This is a genomic window from Streptomyces niphimycinicus (assembly GCF_018883605.1).
Classification (GTDB): Bacteria; Actinomycetota; Actinomycetes; order Streptomycetales; family Streptomycetaceae; genus Streptomyces; species Streptomyces niphimycinicus.
Map to the genome: position 1 here is coordinate 1 of NZ_JAHLEM010000036.1, position 19548 is coordinate 19548.

Sequence of the window (19548 nt, forward strand, 5' to 3'; positions counted from 1 at the left end):
GGCACGGTGTTGATCACGGGTGGTACGGGTGGTCTGGGCGCGCTGTTGGCCCGTCATCTGGTGGTGGAGCATGGTGTGCGTTCTGTGGTGCTGACGAGTCGTCGTGGCGTGGAGGCGCCGGGTGCGGCGGAGTTGGTGGCGGAGCTGGCCGGGCTCGGTGCGCAGGCGCGGGCTGTGGCGTGTGATGTGGCGGACCGGGCTTCGGTGGAGAGTCTGCTGGCCGGGATCGGGTCGGAGCATCCGCTGTCGGCGGTGGTGCATGCGGCGGGTGTGCTGGATGACGGTGTGGTGGAGTCGCTGACGCCGGAGCGGGTGGACAAGGTGCTGCGTCCGAAGGTGGACGCCGCACTGCATCTGCACGAGCTGACCCGCGGTCTCGACCTTTCCGCCTTCGTGGTGTTCTCCTCGGCCTCCTCCAACTTCGGTGGTGGCGGCCAGGCCAACTACGCCGCGGCGAACGCCTTCCTGGACGCCCTGGCGCATCAGCGCCGCGCGCTCGGCCTGCCCGCGGTCTCCCTGGCCTGGGGCATGTGGGAGCAGCGCAGTGAGATGACCGGGGATCTCGGCGAGGCGGACCTCCAGCGCATCGCGCGGGCCGGGCTGAACGCGCTCAGCTCGGAAGAGGGCCTCGCGCTGTTCGACGACGCGCTCGGGACCGATGAGACCGTGCTCGTGCCGACCCACGTGGACCTCGCCGCCCTGCGCGTCCAGGCCCGCACCGGTGAGGTGCCCGCTCTGCTGCGCGGCCTGGTGCGGGTCCCCCGGCGCCGGGTCACGGCGGCGGAGACCGCGCAGACCGGCGCCGGATCGCTGCGGGACCGCCTGGCCGGTCTCTCCGCGGCCGACCAGTACCGGGCCCTGCTGGACCTGGTGCGGGTGCAGGTGGCGACGGTCCTCGGCCATGGCTCGCCGGAGACGGTCGAGCCCGACATGGCCTTCAAGGACATGGGCTTCGACTCGCTGACCACGGTGGAGCTGCGCAACCGGCTCAACGCGGAGACCGGGCTGCGGCTGTCGGCCGTGCTGGTCTTCGACCACCCGACCCCCACGGCGCTGGTGGAGCACCTGCGGGAGGAGCTCCTGCCGGACGGCGGCACGGGGGAGCCCATGGTCTTCGCCGAGCTGGACAAGCTGGGGCCCCTGCTCTCCAGCGTGATGGACGACGGTGAGACCCGCACGAAGGTGGCCGAGCGGCTGAAGGAGCTCCTGGAGAAGCTGGGCGAGGCTTCCGATGACGCCGACGCCACCGCGGAGCTGGCCGAACGGATCGGATCGTCCTCCAACGACGAGCTGTTCGACTTCATCGACAACGAGCTCGGGCTGTCCTGAACCATTGTCCAGCGTCTGACCCTGACTGTAGAGAAAGTGACGGCAAACCAGTGAGCGAGACCAAGCTCCGCGACTACCTCAACAAGGTGACGACCGATCTGCACCGCACCCGTCTGCGCCTTCGGGAGGTGGAGGAGAAGAACCGGGAGCCCATCGCGATCGTCGCGATGAGCTGCCGCTTCCCTGGCGGGGTCAGCTCTCCTGAGGACCTGTGGCGCATGGTCGCCGACGGCGCCGACGGGCTCTCGCCGTTTCCGAAGGACCGCGGCTGGCACGAGGAGGTGTACAACCCGGACCCCGACAGTCAAGGCACGAGCTATGTGAACGAGGGCGGGTTCCTGCACGACGCCGCCATGTTCGACCCGGTGTTCTTCGGGATCTCCCCGCGTGAGGCGCTGGCGATGGACCCCCAGCAGCGGCTGCTGCTGGAGGCGTCCTGGGAGGTCCTGGAGCGGGCCGGCATCGACCCGCAGTCCGTCAAGGGCACCACCGGCGGCGTGTTCATGGGCGCCGCGTTCCAGGGATACGGCGCGGCCGGCCCGATCGAGGCCGAAGAGGTCGAAGGCCATCTGATGACGGGGCAGACGCCCGCCGTCACCTCCGGCCGGATCTCCTACGTCCTGGGTCTCGAAGGCCCCGCGGTGACGGTGGACACGGCGTGCTCGTCGTCCCTGGTGACGCTGCACCTGGCCGCGCAGGCGCTGCGCCAGGGCGAGTGCGACTTCGCCCTGGCCGGCGGCATCACCGTGATGGCAGGGCCCGGAACGTTCACCGAGTTCAGCCGTCAGCGGGGACTCGCGTCCGACGGCCGCTGCAAGCCCTTCGCGGCGGCCGCGGACGGCACCAACTGGTCCGAGGGCGTCGGCGTGCTGCTCGTGGAGCGGTTGTCCGACGCCCGCCGCCACGGCCACCCCGTGCTGGCCGTGGTGCGCGGCTCCGCGGTGAACCAGGACGGGGCCAGCAACGGTCTGACGGCCCCCAACGGCCCCTCGCAGCGCAGGGTGATCCGTCAGGCGCTCGACAACGCGGGACTCGCTCCGGACGATGTCGACATCGTGGAGGCGCACGGCACCGGCACCTCACTCGGCGACCCGATCGAGGCGCAGGCGCTGATCGCGTCCTACGGCCAGGACCGGCCGGCGGACCGGCCGCTGTGGCTGGGATCCATCAAGTCCAACATCGGCCACGCGCAGGCGGCGGCGGGTGTCGCGGGGATCATCAAGATGGTGATGGCCATGCGGCACGGCATCCTGCCCAAGACGCTGCACGTGGACGAGCCGACCCCGCATGTGGATTGGTCGGCGGGGGCCGTGGAGCTGCTGACCGAGGCCCGGCCCTGGCCGGAGACGGGCCGGCCCCGCCGGGCGGCGATCTCCTCCTTCGCGATCAGCGGGACCAACGCGCACACCATCATCGAGCAGGCCACCGAAGCCGAGGAGCCGGAGTCGGACGGTTCCGGGGCGAAGGCTCCCCACCCGGTAGCCTCAGCCGTCGTGCCCTGGCTGCTCTCGGGCAAGGGCGAGGCCGCGCTGCGGGCGCAGGCCGAGCGGCTGTACGCACGTCTGACAACTCAGGACTCCGCCGAGGACGACGAGCTCGCGACGGCATCGGTGGCGGACATCGGCTACTCCCTGGCGGCGACCCGGTCGGCGTTCGAGCACCGCGCGGCGGTGATCGGCGAGGACCGCGAGAGCCTGCTGCGCGGCGTGCGCGCCGTGGCTCAGGGCGAGGTGACCCCGGGCGTGGTCAGGGGACAGGCCGCGAAGGGACGAAGGACCGCCTTCGTATTCCCGGGGCAGGGCGCGCAGTGGGTGGGCATGGCGGTGGGGCTGCTGGACTCCTCGCCGGTGTTCGCGGAGGCGATCGGCGAGTGTGAGGCGGCCCTGTCGGCTCATGTGGACTGGTCGCTGACCGAGGTGCTGCGCGGGACCGAGGGCGCCCCCGGCTATGACCGGGTGGATGTCGTTCAGCCGGCGTTGTTCGCGGTGATGGTGTCGCTCGCGAAGCTGTGGCGTTCGGTGGGCGTGGAGCCGGACGCGGTGATGGGTCACAGCCAGGGTGAGATCGCGGCGGCCTGCGTGGCCGGCGCGCTCTCGCTGGAGGACGCCGCGAAGGTGGTGACCCTGCGGTCGCAGGCCATCGCGAGGGGCCTTGCGGGCCGTGGCGGCATGGTGTCGGTCGGACTGCCGGCGGATGAGGTCAAGGAGCGCATCGCTCCCTGGGACGGTGCGATCTCGGTCGCGGCGGTCAACGGTCCGGGATCCGTCGTGGTCTCGGGTGACCCGGGTGCGCTGGATGAGATGGTGGCGCAGTTGGAGGGTGAGGAGGTGCGGGTCCGCCGGGTTCCGGTGGACTACGCCTCGCACTCGGCACATGTGGAGTCGATCCGCGAGGAGCTGCTGAAGGTCCTGGCGGACATCGCGCCGCGTACCTCCCAGGTGCCGTTCTACTCGACGGTGTCCGGCGAGGTGATGAACACGGCGGGTCTGGACGCGGAGTACTGGTTCCGGAACCTGCGGCAGACGGTCGAGCTGGAGTCCACGACGCGCACCCTGCTCGATGCGGGCCACACCATGTTCATCGAGGTGAGCCCGCATCCGGTGCTGACCCTGCCGGTGCAGCAGACGGTGGAGGCCGCCGAGTCGCGGGCGGTGGTCGCGGGCACCCTGCGGCGTGATGAGGGCGGAACTGAGCGGTTCCTGACCTCCGCCGCCGAGGTTCACGTCAGTGGCGTCGGTGTCGACTGGCCCAAGGTGTTCGCGGGACATGGCGCCCGTCGGGTCGATCTGCCCACCTACTCCTTCCAGCGTCAGCGCTATTGGCTGGACGCGATGGCGGCCGGCGGCGACGTGGGTTCGGTGGGCCTCGGCGCGGTGGCGCACCCCATGCTGAGCGCCGCGATCTCGCTGGCCGGCGGCGGCGGAGTGCTGCTCAGCGGGCGGCTGTCGATCGCCACCCACCCCTGGCTCGCCGACCACGCGGTGCAAGGCGTGGCGCTGGTGCCCGGGACGGCCTTCGCGGAGATGGCCGCACAGGCGGGAGACCAGGTCGGATGCGGCCGGGTCGATGAGCTGGTGCTGGTGGCGCCGTTGGCGATGCCCGAGCGCGGAGGGGTGCAGATCCAGGTCGAGGTGGGGGAGGCCGACGCCTCCGGCCGCCGCGACGTCAGCATGTACTCACGGCTGGAGCCGACCGACGACAGCGCCGACCTCGAGCAGCCGTGGGTGCAGCACGCTCACGGTGCGCTCACCCCGCCCGCGCCGGCGGCCTCCTTCGACTTCGCGAAGTGGCCGCCCTCCGGCGCCAAGCCCGTCGACGTCTCCGGCGGCTACGAGCACGCCGAGGAGCACGGGCTGTACTACGGTCCCGCGTTCCGGGGCCTGCGGCGCGCCTGGAAGCGCGGTGACGCGGTGTTCGCCGACGTCGAGCTGCCCGAGGACCAGCACGGCGTGGCGAAGTACTTCGGTCTGCACCCGGCCCTGTTCGACGGCGCCCTCCAGGCGATCGGCGCGAACAACGCGCTGCGCGGCGGCGAGGACGCACCGAGCGCGGGCAATCTGATGCCGTTCTCGTGGCGGGGCTTCTCCCTGGAAGCCGTCGGTGCCCAGGCGCTGCGGGTCCGGGTCGTCCCGGACGGGCGGCAGGCCGTGTCGCTGGCCATGGCCGACTCCTCGGGCCGCCCGGTGGCCACCGTCGATTCCCTCCTCTTCCGGCCCATGCAGGCCGCCGCGTTGCAGAGCATGAGCCGGACGGCCGGTGAAGCGTTGTTCCGCATGGAGTGGACGGCGGACGGGGCCAAGCCCGCCGAGGGCGTGGCACCCGGCTGGTGGGCGGTGCTGGTCGACGACTGCCTCGGCGTGGGCGACGCTCTGGAGGCGGCGGGCTTCTACCCCGCCGACGTGTACCCGGACACCGAGGCGCTCAGCGACACCGTGGCGGCGGGCACGAGCATGCCCGGCATGGTGGTACTGCCGGTCGCGTCGAGCGGCTCCGATGTGGTGGACGAGGTCCACACACGGGTCGCCGAGGTGCTGGAGACGGTTCAGTCGTGGGTGGCGGACGACCGGTTCGCGGAAATCCCGCTGGTGGTGCTGACAAAGGGTGCCGTCGACACCGGCGACGGTGTGGGGGATCTGTCGGGTGCGGCCGCATGGGGTCTGGTGCGGTCGGCGCAGTCCGAGCACCCGGGACGGGTGGTGCTGGTCGACACGGATGATGTCGAGGGTGCGGTGGGACTTCTCGGCGGGGTGGTGGCCACTCGTGAGGAGCAGGTGGTGGTGCGTTCGGGCGAGGTCCGCGTGCCACGGCTGGCCCGCGCCCTGCCCGCGGGTGACGCCCCCGAGTCGGAGGTGTTCGGATCCGGCGCGGTGCTGGTGACGGAGGGCGTGAGTGTTCGGGGCGGTCTGGTGGCCCGGCATCTGGTGGCACGGCACGGTGTCAAGAAGCTGGTGCTGCTGTCGCGTCGTGATGCGGAGACGGACGGCGCGGCCGAACTGCGGGCCGAATTGGAGGCCGCGGGCGCCGCAGTGGTGGTCACGACGTGCAACCCCGCGGACCGTGACGCGCTTGCCGCGGTGCTGACGGGACTGCCCGCGGAATTCGCGCTGAGCGCCGTGGTGCATGCGGACGAGATGCTGGACGACGCGCTGTTCGCATCGCTGACACGCGAACGGGCGAGCGCGATGCTGCGGACGAAGGTGGACGCGGCCTGGAACCTGCACGAGCTGACCGCGGGCATGGACCTGTCGGCGTTCGTGCTGTTCTCCTCGACCGCGGGTCTGCTCGGAGCGACCGGACAGAGCAACTACGCCGCGGCGAACGTGTTCCTGGACGGCCTCGCGTCGTGGCGTCGCACTCGGGGACTGCCGGGTGTCTCGCTTGCGTGGGGCCGGTGGGCCCAGGACGCCGACGTGGCACAGTCCGAGCAGGAGATGATCGACAACTGGCGTTACCAGGTGTCGTGGAAGCCGGTCCCGGACCCGGCCCGGAGGTCACTGTCGGGGACCTGGCCGGTGGTGGTTCCGGCGTCCCGCGCCGGGGACGAGCTGGTCGCGGAGGTCGTCGCCGGGCTCGAGCGGCACGGCGCGCAGGTGGTCTCGGTCGTGGTGGACGAGCGGGACCTCGATGCGAGCGTGCTCGCCGAGCGGCTGCGCGAAGTGGCCGGACAGGCGCCCGAACTGGGCGGTGTGCTCTCGCTGCTGGCCCTGGACGAGGAGCCCTGCCCGGCGCACCCGGCCATGCCGAACGGCTACGCGTTGAGCCTGGTGCTGGTGCGGGCCATGGTCGAGGCGAGGATTCCGGCCCGGCTGTGGAGTGGTACGCGAGGGGCCGTCTCGGTGGACGGTTCGGAGCGGCTCACCAGCCCGGTACAGGCGATGGTGTCGGCGCTGGGCCGGGTGGCCGCGCTGGAGCTGCCGCCGCTGTGGGGTGGTGTGGTCGATCTGCCCGAGTCGCTGGACGAGCGCGGTGCGGAGCGGCTGGCCGGTGTGCTGTCCGTCGAGGGCGGCGAGGACCAGGTCGCGGTGCGCGGCTCCGGTGCCTTCGTACGCCGTCTGGTGCGCTCGGCTCCGCCCGTCGCAAAGGGAACGGCGTGGCGCCCGCGAGGCACCGTGCTGGTGACCGGTGGCACGGGAGGGCTGGGCGGTGAGGCGGCCCGGTGGCTGGTGCGCAAGGGCGCTGAGCACCTGGTGCTGACCAGCCGTCGGGGCCCTGAGGCGCCGGGCGCGGCCGAACTGCGCGAGGAGCTGGAGAAGCTGGGTGCCCGGGTGACCGTGGCGGCCTGTGATGTGGCCGACCGTGAACAACTGGCCTCGGTGCTGGCCGCGGTGCCGGAGGAGTATCCGCTGACGGGGGTGGTCCACGTGGCGGGCGCCACCGGCGGGACGCCTCTGCTGGAGACCGGCTTGGCCGATGCCGCCACCCTCGTGTCGGGCAAGGTGGCGGGTGCCGTCAACCTGGACGCGCTGCTGGGCGACCGGGAACTCGACGCGTTCGTGGTCTTCTCGTCCATCTCCGGTCTGTGGGGCAGTGGCGGCCTGTCCGCCTACAGTTCCGCCAACGCCTATCTGGACGCGCTGGTGGAGGATCGCCGCGGGCGGGGACTCGTCGGCACCTCCGTGGTCTGGGGCCCCTGGGCCGAGATCGGCATGGCGGCCGGGGACGACCAGGGCGAGCACCTGGAGCGGCGTGGGCTGCCCCGGCTGGCGCCACAGCCGGCGATGGCCGGTCTGGAGCGCGTCATAGCGGATGACGACGGTGTGGTGACGGTCGTGAACGTGGACTGGGAAAGGTTTGTTCCCGCGTTCACCGCGGGCCGGCCCAGCCCCTTGCTGAGCGATCTTTACGAGGTCCGACGGCTGGACGCGGCGTGGAACGACGCCGCGCGCACCGGTCTGGCGCCCCTCACCTCCGACGAGGGCCTGGAGCTCTTCGACGCCGGAGTCACCTCCGGCACGGCCGTGGTGATTCCGGCCCGGCTGGACGTGGCCGCGCTGCGCGCGCAGGGCGCCGCGCTGCCCGCCGTGTTCCGTCCCGTCGTCCCGGAGGCCCCCGTCCGGCGTGCCGCTCGGGCGGCGGAGTCCGAGGTGGACCAGCCCACTCAGCTACGGCAACGGCTGGCGGGGTTGTCGGAGGCCGAGAGGGACGAGGCTCTTCTCGAAATGGTGCGTACCGTCGCCGCCGCGGTGCTCGGGTTCGCATCGCACAACGACATCGACACCGGCCATGAGTTCATGGAGATGGGCTTCAACTCCCTTACGGCGGTCGAATTCCGTAATCAGCTAGCCGCCCTCACCGGCCTCAGGCTGAACACCACGGTCGTCTTCGACTACCCGAGCCCGGGCGAGATGGTGGCCCATCTGCGCCCCCGGCTCGCGGCCGAGATCGCGTCCGCTCCCGGCGTCGGCCAGGTCCAGGAGCAGACCGCTCCGGCCGCTGTGGCCGCCGCGCCCGTGGCCGAGCCCGTTTCCCCGGCACCGCAGGGGAACGCGCCCGACACCCTCGGCTCCCTCTACCGGCTGGCGGCCCAGCAGGGCAAGTCCAGTATCGGCATGGAGCTGCTGGTGAGCGCGGCAAAGCTCCGTCCGACCTTCGAGGACCCGGCCGACTTCGAGGGGAACATCAGGCCCGCGCGGCTCTCCCGGGGCCCCGGGCGTCCCCGGCTGATGTGCTTCGCCTCCCATGTCGCGCTGGGTGGCGTCCACCAGTACGCGCGGTTTGCCGCACCGTTCCGCGGCAACCGGGACGTGGCGGCCCTTCACACCGTGGGGTCGGTCGAGGGCGAGAGCCTTCCGGCCAACCTGGACGCGCTGTTCCGCCTGCAGGCGCGGGTCGTCGCCGAGTACGCCGAGGGCGCCCCGATCGTCCTGTGCGGCTCCTCGGCCGGAGGAATGCTCGCCCACTCGGTGGCCGCCGCTCTCGAGAGCCAGGGCACACCGGCCGCGGGAGTCGTCCTGATGGACACCTACCTTCCGTACACCACGAGGCTCGGCGGGGGAGTCGCGGACGCCTGGCTGGACGAAATGTACGAGCGGGAAGAGGTCGTCTCCATGGAGGGCGTCCGGATGTCCGCCATGGGCTGGTACGCGCACCTGATGGAGGGGTGGAAGCCGCCGGAGATCTCGGTTCCCAGCCTCCACCTTCGTGCGTCGGAGGTGTCGGCGGACCCGAACGCGCCGGCGGAGACATGGCAGGCCGACTGGCCCGCCGACACCGTCATCGACGTGCCCGGAAATCACTTCACCATGATGGAGAACTACGCGGACACCACCGCCCAGGCCGTCGAGGACTGGGTGGCCGACCTCTAACGGCCACGCGCCCGCCCGGCACCGACGAGTGCCGGGCGGGCGCCCACGCCGATGCCGCGCTCAGCGCGGCAGACAGCTTTGCCACAAGGTTTTTCCACAAAGCAGGAGATAGGTGAGCAGCATGTTGCGCGGGTCCAGCGACTCAGGCGAGTCCGGAATCCAGGCTGGGCCGGATTGCGGCGAGAGCCCAGGCGAACTTCCTTCACTCGCACCGGACTTCAGGGAACTGCCGGATCTCGAACAGCGCAGGGTCCTGTTCGACCTGGTACACGCACACGTCGCCGCGGCGCTGCGGTCCGAGTCACCGCGCACCCTCGACGCGGAGAGCTCCTTCCTCGACCTGGGGCTGGACTCGCTCGCGGCGGTCAATCTGCACCGCGGGCTGGTCGCCGCCACCGGGCTCACCCTCGATGTGTCGCTCGCCTACGACTATCCGACGCCCAGTGAGCTGGTGGACCACCTCCACCGGAAGATCTTCCCCGTGGCCGGGGACGACACCGCTCCCGCGCGTGCCGTCGTGGGCTCGGACGACCCCATCGCGATCGTCGGGATGAGCTGCCGCTTCCCCGGTGGCGTCAACAGCCCCGAGGACCTGTGGAAGGTCGTCTCCGAGGGCGTGGACGCCATCACCCCGTTCCCCACCGACCGTGGCTGGGACCTGGAGGCGCTCTACAGCCCGGACCCGGACCAGCCCGGCACCAGCTACGCCACCGAGGGCGGGTTCATCCACGACGCCCCCGAGTTCGACGCGGAGTTCTTCGGCATATCGCCGCGCGAGGCGCTGGCCATGGACCCGCAGCAGCGGCTGCTGCTGGAGACGAGCTGGGAGGTCTTCGAGCGGGCCGGTATCGATGTCACCAAGCTGCGGGGGAGCCGGACCGCCGTCTTCACCGGCGCGGAGCACCACGACTACGGACCCCACCTCCAGAGCACCAAGAGCGGCCTCGAGGGCTATGCGCTGACCGGCATCGCGGGCAGCGTCGCCTCCGGGCGCATCGCCTACACCTTCGGCTTCGAGGGCCCGGCGTGGACCGTGGACACCGCGTGCTCCTCGTCGCTGGTCTCCCTGCACCAGGCGGCGCACTCGCTGCGCCAGGGCGAGTGCGATCTGGCGCTCGCCACCGGTGTCGCCACAATGCCCACCCCGGGTGACTTCATCCTCTTCAGCCGCCAGCGCGGGCTCTCCTCCAACGGGCGCTGCAAGGCGTTCGGCGCCGAGGCCGACGGCACGTCGTGGGCCGAGGGCGTCGGCGTCCTGCTGGTGGAGCGGCTCTCGGACGCCCGGCGCAACGGCCACGAGGTGCTGGCCATCGTGCGTGGCACCGCCGTCAACCAGGACGGTGCCTCCAACGGTCTGACCGCCCCCAACGGGCGCTCCCAGCAGCGCGTCATCCGGCAGGCGCTGGCCAACGCCGAGCTGACCGCGGACCAGATCGACGTGATCGAGGCGCACGGCACCGGCACCTCGCTCGGTGACCCCATCGAGGCGCAGGCGCTGATGGCCACCTACGGCGAGAGCCGCCCCGAGGGGCAGCCGGTCTGGCTGGGGTCCCTCAAGTCGAACATCGGCCACACCCAGGCGGCGGCCGGTGCGGGTGCCGTCATCAAGATGGTGATGGCCATGCGGCACGGCATCATGCCCAAGACGCTGCATGTGGAGGTGCCGACCCCGCACGTGGACTGGTCGTCGGGCGGCGTCGCGCTCCTCGCCGAGCAGCGCGCGTGGCCAAAGGACGGGCAGCCGCGCCGTGCCGGTATCTCCTCGTTCGGCATGAGCGGCACCAACGCACACGCCATCATCGAGCAGGCCCCGCCGCAGGAGCCCGTCTCCGCGAGCGACGACGCCGACATCGAGGAGACGGCGTCCCAGCCCATCTCCTGGCTGGTGTCCGCCAGGAGCGAGGAGGCGCTGCGGGCGCAGGCCGCGCGGCTGCGTGAGCATGTGGTGCGCGACCGCGACGCGAACCCGGTCGACGTCGGATGGTCGTCCGCCGTGACGCGTGCCGCGCTCGAACAGCGGGCCGTGGTGGTGGCCTCCGACCGGGACGGGCTGCTGCGGGGACTCGCCGCGCTCGCCGAGGACACCGACGCGCCGGGCCTGGTGCTCGGCAGGTCCACGGCACAGCGGGTGGCGTTCCTGTTCACCGGCCAGGGCGCCCAGCGGATGGGCATGGGCCGCGAACTCTACGAGACCTACCCGCTGTTCGCCGACGTATTCGACGAGGCGTGCGACTATCTCGAGGTCCGCCTCGGCACCTCCGTGCTCGACGTGGTGTTCGGCCCCGAGGACGCCGCCGACGCCGCGAGCGCGTCCGGTGACGAGCTGAACCAGACGATGTTCACCCAGGCCGGGCTGTTCGCCTTCGAGGTGGCCCTGTTCCGCCTGCTGGAGTCCTGGGGAGTGCGCCCCGACTTCCTGATGGGCCACTCGGTGGGCGAGATCGCGGCCGCACACGTCGCCGGGGTGCTGTCCCTGGAGGACGCGTGCGCCCTGGTCGCGGCCCGTGGGCGGCTGATGCAGGAACTGCCCGAGGGCGGCGCCATGGTGGCCGTCCAGGCGTCGGAGCAGGAGGTCCTGGAGAGCCTGAAGGGCCGCGAGGAGCAGGTGTCGCTGGCGGCGCTCAACGGCCCCACCTCGGTGGTGCTCTCGGGCGACGAGGACGCGGTGCTCGAACTCGCCGGCCAGTGGGAGGCACAGGGCCGCAAGACCAAGCGGCTGCGGGTGAGCCACGCGTTCCACTCGCCCCGGATGGACGCCATGCTGGAGGAGTTCCGCCAGATTGCCGACTGCCTGTTGTACTCGGCCCCGGCCATCCCGGTCATCTCCAACGTCACCGGCGATGTCGCCGGCGCCGAACTGGCCACCGCCGAGTACTGGGTCCGCCATGTGCGCGAAGCCGTCCGCTTCGACGACGGCATGCGCTCCCTCGCGGCCCAGGGAGTGACGACCTGCGTGGAGCTCGGCCCCGACGCCGTGCTGACCGCGATGGGCCAGGACTGCCTGGACGCCATCGACGCCGACGCGGCGTTCGTGCCCCTGGCCCGGTCCGGGCGCGCCGAGGCGCAGACGCTGGCGGAGGCCGTCGCCACCCTGTACACCAACGGCGTCGGCGTGGACTGGGACGCGGTGTATGCCGGGCGCGGCGCCCGCCGGGTCGGCCTGCCGACCTACGCCTTCCAGCACAAGCGGTACTGGCTCGAGGCGGGCGGCGCCGTGACCGGCGATGCCCGCAGCGTCGGACTCGGCCGGGTGGACCACCCGTTGCTCGGCGGCCTCACCGAACTGGCCGACGGCGAGCGCACCGTGCTGACGGGGCGCCTCTCCCTCCAGACGCACCCGTGGCTCGCCGACCACGCCGTGGCCGGCGGAGTGCTCTTCCCCGGCACCGGATTCGTGGAACTGGGCCTGCTCGCGGGCACCGAGACCGGGGCGGGGCGGCTCGGCGAACTCACCCTCGAGACGCCGCTGCTCCTGCCGGAGCAGGGTGGCGTCCGGATCCAGCTCGTGGTCGGCCCCACGGACGAGTCCGGAGTGCGGCCGCTCGGCGTGTACTCGCGCTCCGACAGCGACGAGCCGGGCGAGGAGTGGGTGCGCCACGCCCAGGGTGTCCTCGAGGCGGACAGCGGCGCCGCGGTCACCGACAGCCTGCTCCAGTGGCCCGTCCCGGGCGCCGAGCAGGTGCCGATGGAGGGCTTCTACGAGGGCCTGGCCCAGGTCGGTTACGGATACGGGCCGGTCTTCCAGGGCCTGGAGTCGGTCTGGCGGCTGGACGGCGATGTCTTCGCCGAGGTGGCGCTGCCGGACTCGGCGGCCCAGGAGGCCGGACGATTCGGCCTGCACCCCGCCCTGCTCGACGCCGCCCTGCACGCCATGGAGATGGGCGACTTCGGCGGCGAGAGCGGGCGCGTGACGCTGCCGTTCTCCTTCACCGGGGTGACCCTGCACGCGGTGGGCGCCGGACGGGTGCGGGTGCGGCTGCGCCCGCAGGGCAAGGACACGGTCGCACTGCTGGTGACCGACGCCACGGGTGAGCCCGTGGCCTCGGTGGAGTCGCTGGTGGTGCGCGAGGTGGCGCCCGAGCGGTTCGCCTCTGGTCCGCGCTCCACCGGCGGCGACGGAACGCTGTTCCGGGCCAACTGGGATGTCTTCCCCGCCGCGCGGGGCGCCGGCCTGAGCGTGGACGGTGTGTCCGCGGCGGTCATCGGTGCCGATCGGGCGCGGGCGGGCGAGCTGCTCGCCGCCGCCGGCGTCGAGTACGCCGAGTACGAAGGGACGGACGCGCTCGTCGCCGCCATCGACGAGGGCGCCGCGCTGCCGGACGTGGTCTGGGCCTGGTGCGGCGCCACGCCCGCCGGGCCGGAGGCCGGGGACCTCGCCGAGGCCGCGCGGAAGTCGACCCACCGGGCGCTGGCCCTGGTGCAGTCCTGGCTGGCGGAGGACCGGTTCGAGGGCTCCCGGCTGGTGGTGGTGACCAGCGACGCGGTCGCGACCGGTGCGGGCGAGGGCCTCGCCGGACTGTCCAATGCCGCCGTGTGGGGACTGGTGCGCTCGGCGGCCACCGAGAACCCGGGCCGGCTCGTGCTGGTGGACGTCGACCGCCACGCCGAGTCGGCCACCGCTGCCGCCGGCTTGGTGACGGCCGCCATCGCGGCGGGCGAGCGCGAGGTGGCCGTTCGCGTGGGCCAGGGGCTGATTCCCCGGCTCGCCCGGAACGCCGCCGGGCGGGTGCTCGAGGCCCCCGCCGGCACCTCCGCGTGGAAGCTGGGCACCAGCGGCGGAGGCACGCTGGACAACCTCTCGCTCCAGCCCGACCCGTCGGCCGAGGCGCCGCTGGCCCCCGGGTACGTCCGGATCGCGGTGCGCGCCGCCGGTCTGAACTTCCGGGACGCGCTGATCGCCATCGGCATGTACCCCGACGACCACGCCACCATGGGTGGCGAGGGCGCCGGTGTGGTCCTGGAGGTCGGCCCGGGAGTCACCGACCTGGCACCCGGTGACCGGGTCATGGGCATGATCAACGCATCGTTCGGGCCCATCGCGATCGCCGACCGGCGGCAGATCGTCCCCATGCCGCGCGGCTGGACGTTCGCGCAGGGCGCGTCGGTGCCGGTGGTCTTCCTGACCGCCTACATCGGCCTGGTGGAACTCGGCAAGCTTCAGCCGGGCGAGTCCATCCTCGTGCACACCGCCACCGGCGGGGTGGGCATGGCGGCCACGCAACTCGCGCGCCACCTCGGCGCCGAGGTGTACGCCACGGCCAGCCCCGGCAAGTGGGACACCCTGCGGGCGATGGGATTCGACGAGAAGCACATCGCCTCGTCGCGCGACCTGGAGTTCGAGCGGCGCTTCATGGAGGCGACCGGCGGCCGGGGCATGGACATGGTCCTGGACTCGCTCGCCCGCGAGTTCGTCGACGCCTCCCTGCGGCTGATGCCCAGGGGCGGGCGCTTCCTGGAGATGGGCAAGATCGACGTGCGCGACCCCGAGGTCGTCGCCGCCGAGCACCCCGGGGTGAAGTACGAGGCGTACGACCTGGTCGTCGCCGACTACGACTGGGTCCAGCGGATGCTGGTCGAGCTGGTCGCCCTCTTCGACAGCGGTGCGCTGCTCCCCCTCCCGCTGACGGCGTGGGACGTGCGCCGGGCCCCGGACGCGATCCGGCACATCAGCCAGGCCCGCCACATCGGCAAGAACGTGTTCACCATGTCCCACGGCCTCGACCCCGAGGGTTCGGTGCTGGTGACCGGTGGCACCGGCGGCCTGGGCAGCGAAGTGGCGCGCCATCTGGTGGCCGAGCACGGGGTGCGCAACCTGGTGCTGGTCTCCCGGCGCGGGCCGGACGCGGCGGGCGCCGCCGAGCTCAAGGCCGAACTGGCCGAGGCGGGCGCGTCGGTGACGCTGGCGGCCTGCGACGTGGCCGACCGCGCCTCGCTGGAGCGGGTGCTGTCCGCGGTGCCCGCCGAGCACCCGCTGACCGCGGTCGTGCACGCGGCGGGCGTACTCGACGACGGTGTCATCGACACCCTGTCGCCGAAGCGCATCGACGCGGTCTTCGAGCCCAAGGTCGACGCGGCGTGGAATCTGCATGAGCTGACCCGCCATCTGGACCTGGCTCAGTTCGTGATGTTCTCGTCCGTCGCCGGTGTGTTCGGCAGCCCGGGACAGGGCAACTACGCCGCGGCCAACGCGTTCCTGGACGCGCTCGCCGCACACCGGCGCACCCTCGGCCTGCCCGCCGTATCGCTGGCCTGGGGTCCGTGGGAGCAGGGCGGCGGCATGACCGGCACGCTCAGCCAGGCGGACATGGTGCGCATGGCGCGCGAGGGCATGGCGGCCCTGTCCATGGCGGGCGGTCTGCGCCTGCTGGACGCCGGCCGGACGGGCGAGGACGCCCTGCTGGTGCCGATGCGGCTGGAGACCGCGGCGCTCAGCGGCCAGGCCGACATCCCCACCCTGCTGCGCGGTGTGGTCCGGGTGCGGAGCAAGGCGGCGGCCGACGGCAAGGCCGCCGCTCCCGAATCGGCCAAGGTGAAGCTGGCCGGTCTCTCCGGGGCCGAACTCGACCGTGCGCTGCTGGACCTGGTGCGCGGCAGTGCGGCGATGGTGCTGGGGCACAGCGGAGCCCAGTCCATCGAGCCCGACCGCTCGTTCCAGAACCTCGGGTTCGACTCACTGGCGGGCGTGGAGTTCCGTAACCGGCTGAACTCGGCCACCGGACTCCGCCTCCCCTCCACGCTGATCTTCGACAACCCCACGCCCGCGGCGCTCGCCGAGTACCTGCGCAGCCGGGTGGCGACGGACGGCCCGGCCGAACCGGACGTCGATCCGGAAGAGGCCAGGATCCGTGCCGTTCTGGCGTCGATTCCGCTGGAGCGGCTGCGCCGCGCCGGTCTGCTGGACACGCTCACGGAGCTGGCGAGCGGCAAGGACCAGGCGGAGAAGGACACCGAGGAGAAGGAGACGGACTCCATCGACGCGATGGACGACGACGACCTGATCGACATGATGCTCGGAGATCTCGACTCCTGATGAAGTCCGAGTCCCCCCGGAGACCTCCGGGGGGACTCGGACTCATCGGCAACGTCCGCCCTCGCCACGGGTGTTCCTCACCCCAAGAGCTTCAAGAAGAAGAAAGGCACAGTGAAACCCGATGACCGCAAAGCTCTTTACGACGGAAGCGGTGTACACGCTTCCCGAGTTCGAGCAGCGGGCCCTGGGCATCGCCGACGCGCTCCGCGAGCGTGGCGTCAGCGATGGCACCCGGGTCATGCTGAAGGCGGGCAACTCCGCCGGTTATGTGGCGGCCCTCCTCGCCCTGATGCACGTCGGCGCGTCGATCGTCATGGTCGACCACCAGGAGCGGGCGGAGGCGACACAGCGCATCTGTGACCGGGCCGGCGTCAAGATATGCGTGGTCGACGACGACACCCCGATGCCCGAGAGCGGCCCGGCCCGGGTCACCGTCTACGAACTGCTCGTGGCGGGCATGGAGCAGTCCCCCGCCGAGCGGCGGCTGTCCCTGGACACCTGGTGCGAGCTGCCCGACGGCATGATCATGTGGTCCTCCGGGTCCACCGGGGAGCCCAAGGGCGTCGTCAAGACCGGGGCGAAGTTCCTGAAGAACCTGGAGCGCAACGCCGAGCAGGTGGGCCACCGCTCCGACGACGTCCTGCTGCCGCTGCTGCCCTTCTCCCACCAGTACGGGCTGTCCATGGTGCTCATCGCCTGGCTGGTCAAGTGCTCGCTGGTCATCGCGCCCTACCGGCGTCTGGACCGGGCGATGACCATGGCGGGCACCTGCGGGGCGACGGTGGTCGACGCCACCCCGGCCAGCTACCGCAGCATGCTCAACATGATGGGCCGTAAGCCCGCCCTGGCGGATGAGCTGTCCGGTGTCCGGATGTTCTGTAGCGGGGCCGCCCCGCTGGACCCCGGCCTGGTCGGCGACTACGTCAAGAAGTTCGGGCTGCCCCTGCTGGACAGCTACGGCAGCACCGAGGCCGGAAACGTGGCCTTCGCGACCGAGGACAACGTCGTCGCCTGCGGGCGGGCCGTCCAGGGCCTGAAGCTGCGGATCGTGGACGACGAGGGCACCGCCCTCCCCTCGGGCGAGGTCGGGGAGATCCAGGTCCACTCGCCCGACCTGATGGAGGGCTACCTCGCGGTCGACGGCACGGTGGCCCCCGTCGACCCGGACAAGACCGACTGGTACCCCACCGGCGACTTCGGCTATCTCGACGGCGGGGACAACCTCTTCGTCCTCGGCCGGAAGTCCGCGGTGCACCGCAACGGTCACACGCTCTACCCCGAGATCATCGAGCACAAGCTGGCCGCGGGCGGCTGCCTGGTCAAGGTCGTGCCCGTCCCCGACGAGCAGCGCGGCTGCCAGTTGGTGTTCTTCGTGGAGGACGAGCAGCAGCGGGAGTCGCGGTTCTGGCGGGAGCCGATCGGCGACCTGCTGCCCGCCTTCGAGCACCCCAACCGCATTCATGTCCTGGAGCGATTCCCCCTGAACCGCAACGGCAAGCCCGACAAGCGACAACTCGAGCAGCTCGCTCTCGACCTGGCACCCGGAGCGAAGGCATGACAGAGCCACAGACCCCCGAGCCCCAGACCCCCGAGTCCCGGGCGGAGTCACAGCCGGGCCGCACGGCGTTCGTCTTCCCCGGGATGGGCCCCTTCCGCTTCACCGACGTGGGCGAGTTCCTGCTGACCAACCCCCATGCCCGGCGCCGGCTCGCGATCGCCGACGAGGTGGTGGGCTACTCCGTCTTCGACCGCTACCGCCAGTCGGACGGCGATGAGGAGGGGCAGTACGCCGCCCACACCCAGATCGCCTTCCTGACCGTCTGCCTCTCCCTCGCCGACTGGGCGGAGGAGACGCTGGGAGAGAAGCCCGAGCTGTGCGCGGGCCCGAGCTTCGGCCAGCGGGCCGCGGTGACCTACGCGGGGTCCCTGCCGTTCGAGGAGACCGTACGGCTCACCGCCGAGCTGGCCCGCTGCGAGGAGGAGTACTTCGCGCGGGAGCACCGTGAGGCGGTCACGCACTGCGTGATCCACACCCCCGAGGAGAGCCTGCACAAGGCGCTGGGCGAACTGGACGACGAGGGGGAGTGGCACGACGTCTCCGGCTATATCGACCGGGGCTTCTACCTCGTGTCCCTGCGCGAGCCCGTGCTCGACCGGTTCAAGAAGCGGATCGGCGACCTCGGCGGCTACAACATGTACACCATGTGGCCGCCGGTGCACGCCCCCTCGTTCGGCGATCTGCGCCGCAAGGCGGAGGAGGAGGTCTTCGGCGGCTTCGAGCTGGCCGACCCCAAGCTTCCGGTCGTCTCCGACCAGAACGGCGCGCTGCTGACCGACGCGGAGGGGGTGCGCACCATGCTGCTCGACACCTTCAACTGCCCGATCCGCTGGCCGGACATGGTGGAGACGATGCGGGGCAGCGGCATCACCAAGATCTGCATCTCGGGCCCGGACAATCTCTTCGGCCGGGTGAACAGCACCGGGGAGAACTTCCAGGTCCTGGCCATCGACGCCCGCAAGGCGATGCGCCCGCGCGTCCGTCAGAGGAGCGCTCGCCGGGCGCGGCGGTGACGGCCGCTCCGCCCCCGGCCACAGTCGGCCCCGGATCGGCGTCCGCCGTCTGATGGAGGCGCTGCCCTCGGGCAGCGCCCAGCCGGTCGGACGCCGTCCGTCGTGCCACGCTCCCTTCAAATTGACTGATCGATCTCGAAAGGCTAGTGTGCCGGTATGGCACGGAGGAAGGAATTCGACCCCGAGGTCGCGCTGGACGCCGCGATGCGGCTGTTCTGGCGCAATGGCTATGAGGGGACGTCCACCAGCGATCTGGTGGAGGGTCTGGGGATCGCGCGGGCGAGTCTGTACGGGACCTTCGGGTCCAAGCGCGGACTGTATCTGGCCGCGCTCGACCGCTTTCTCTCCGGTGCCGCCGCGCCGAGCCCGGCCGACATCCTGGCGTCGCGTGCGTCCGCCCTGGACGCTGTCCGGGATCTGCTGGAGACCAGCGCGGCGGCCCCGAAACCGGGTACGCCCCAGGGTTGCTTCGCGGTCAACGCCACGGTGGAGCACGGGGATTCCGACCCCGAGATCTCGCGGCGCCTGGAGGGCAACCGAAGCCGCCTCGAGACCGCGCTCTTCGGTGCGCTGCTGAGGGCCCGAGCGCAGGGCGAACTGGCGCCCGGCGTCGATCCGAGTTCGGCGGCGACCATGCTGGCCTCGCTCAACAGCGGCCTGAAGGTGCTGTCGTGCGCGGGCGAGGGCCAGCGCGACCGCATCACCACCACGGTCGACACCGTCATGGCGATGCTGACCTCCCCGGAGGCCGCCGTCACCGGCTGACGGCGGCGATCCGCGACCGCGCCGACGCGGGAAGACACCCACATCCCT

Annotated in this window: 5 protein-coding genes and 1 pseudogene; all 6 read left to right on the plus strand. The window is 71.8% G+C overall.

Annotation, left to right across the window (positions count from 1 at the left end):
- Positions 1-1329 (plus strand): type I polyketide synthase (locus KN815_RS04180; RefSeq protein WP_216340295.1); only part of this gene is annotated, 1329 nt, incomplete at its 5' end.
- Between the two features lie 56 nt (positions 1330-1385).
- Positions 1386-9134 (plus strand): annotated as a pseudogene (locus KN815_RS04185) (SDR family NAD(P)-dependent oxidoreductase); the annotation flags it as partial.
- A 112-nt stretch (positions 9135-9246) separates the two neighbouring features.
- Positions 9247-16164 (plus strand): SDR family NAD(P)-dependent oxidoreductase, encoded by a 6918-nt coding sequence (locus tag KN815_RS04190; RefSeq protein WP_372458251.1) that lies wholly within the window; start codon positions 9247-9249, stop codon positions 16162-16164.
- Between the two features lie 121 nt (positions 16165-16285).
- The gene (locus tag KN815_RS04195) at positions 16286-17722 is read left to right on the plus strand and encodes a class I adenylate-forming enzyme family protein (RefSeq protein WP_216340299.1); all 1437 of its coding nucleotides are present in this window, start codon (positions 16286-16288) and stop codon (positions 17720-17722) included.
- On the plus strand, positions 17719-18735 hold the full coding sequence (locus tag KN815_RS04200) for an ACP S-malonyltransferase (protein WP_216340301.1): 1017 nt from the start codon (positions 17719-17721) through the stop codon (positions 18733-18735). Before KN815_RS04195 ends, KN815_RS04200 begins: the two co-directional genes overlap by 4 nt.
- A 156-nt stretch (positions 18736-18891) precedes the next feature.
- Positions 18892-19500, plus strand: coding sequence for a TetR/AcrR family transcriptional regulator (locus tag KN815_RS04205; RefSeq protein ID WP_216340303.1), 609 nt, complete (start codon positions 18892-18894; stop codon positions 19498-19500).
- The last annotated feature ends 48 nt before the right edge of the window (positions 19501-19548 follow it).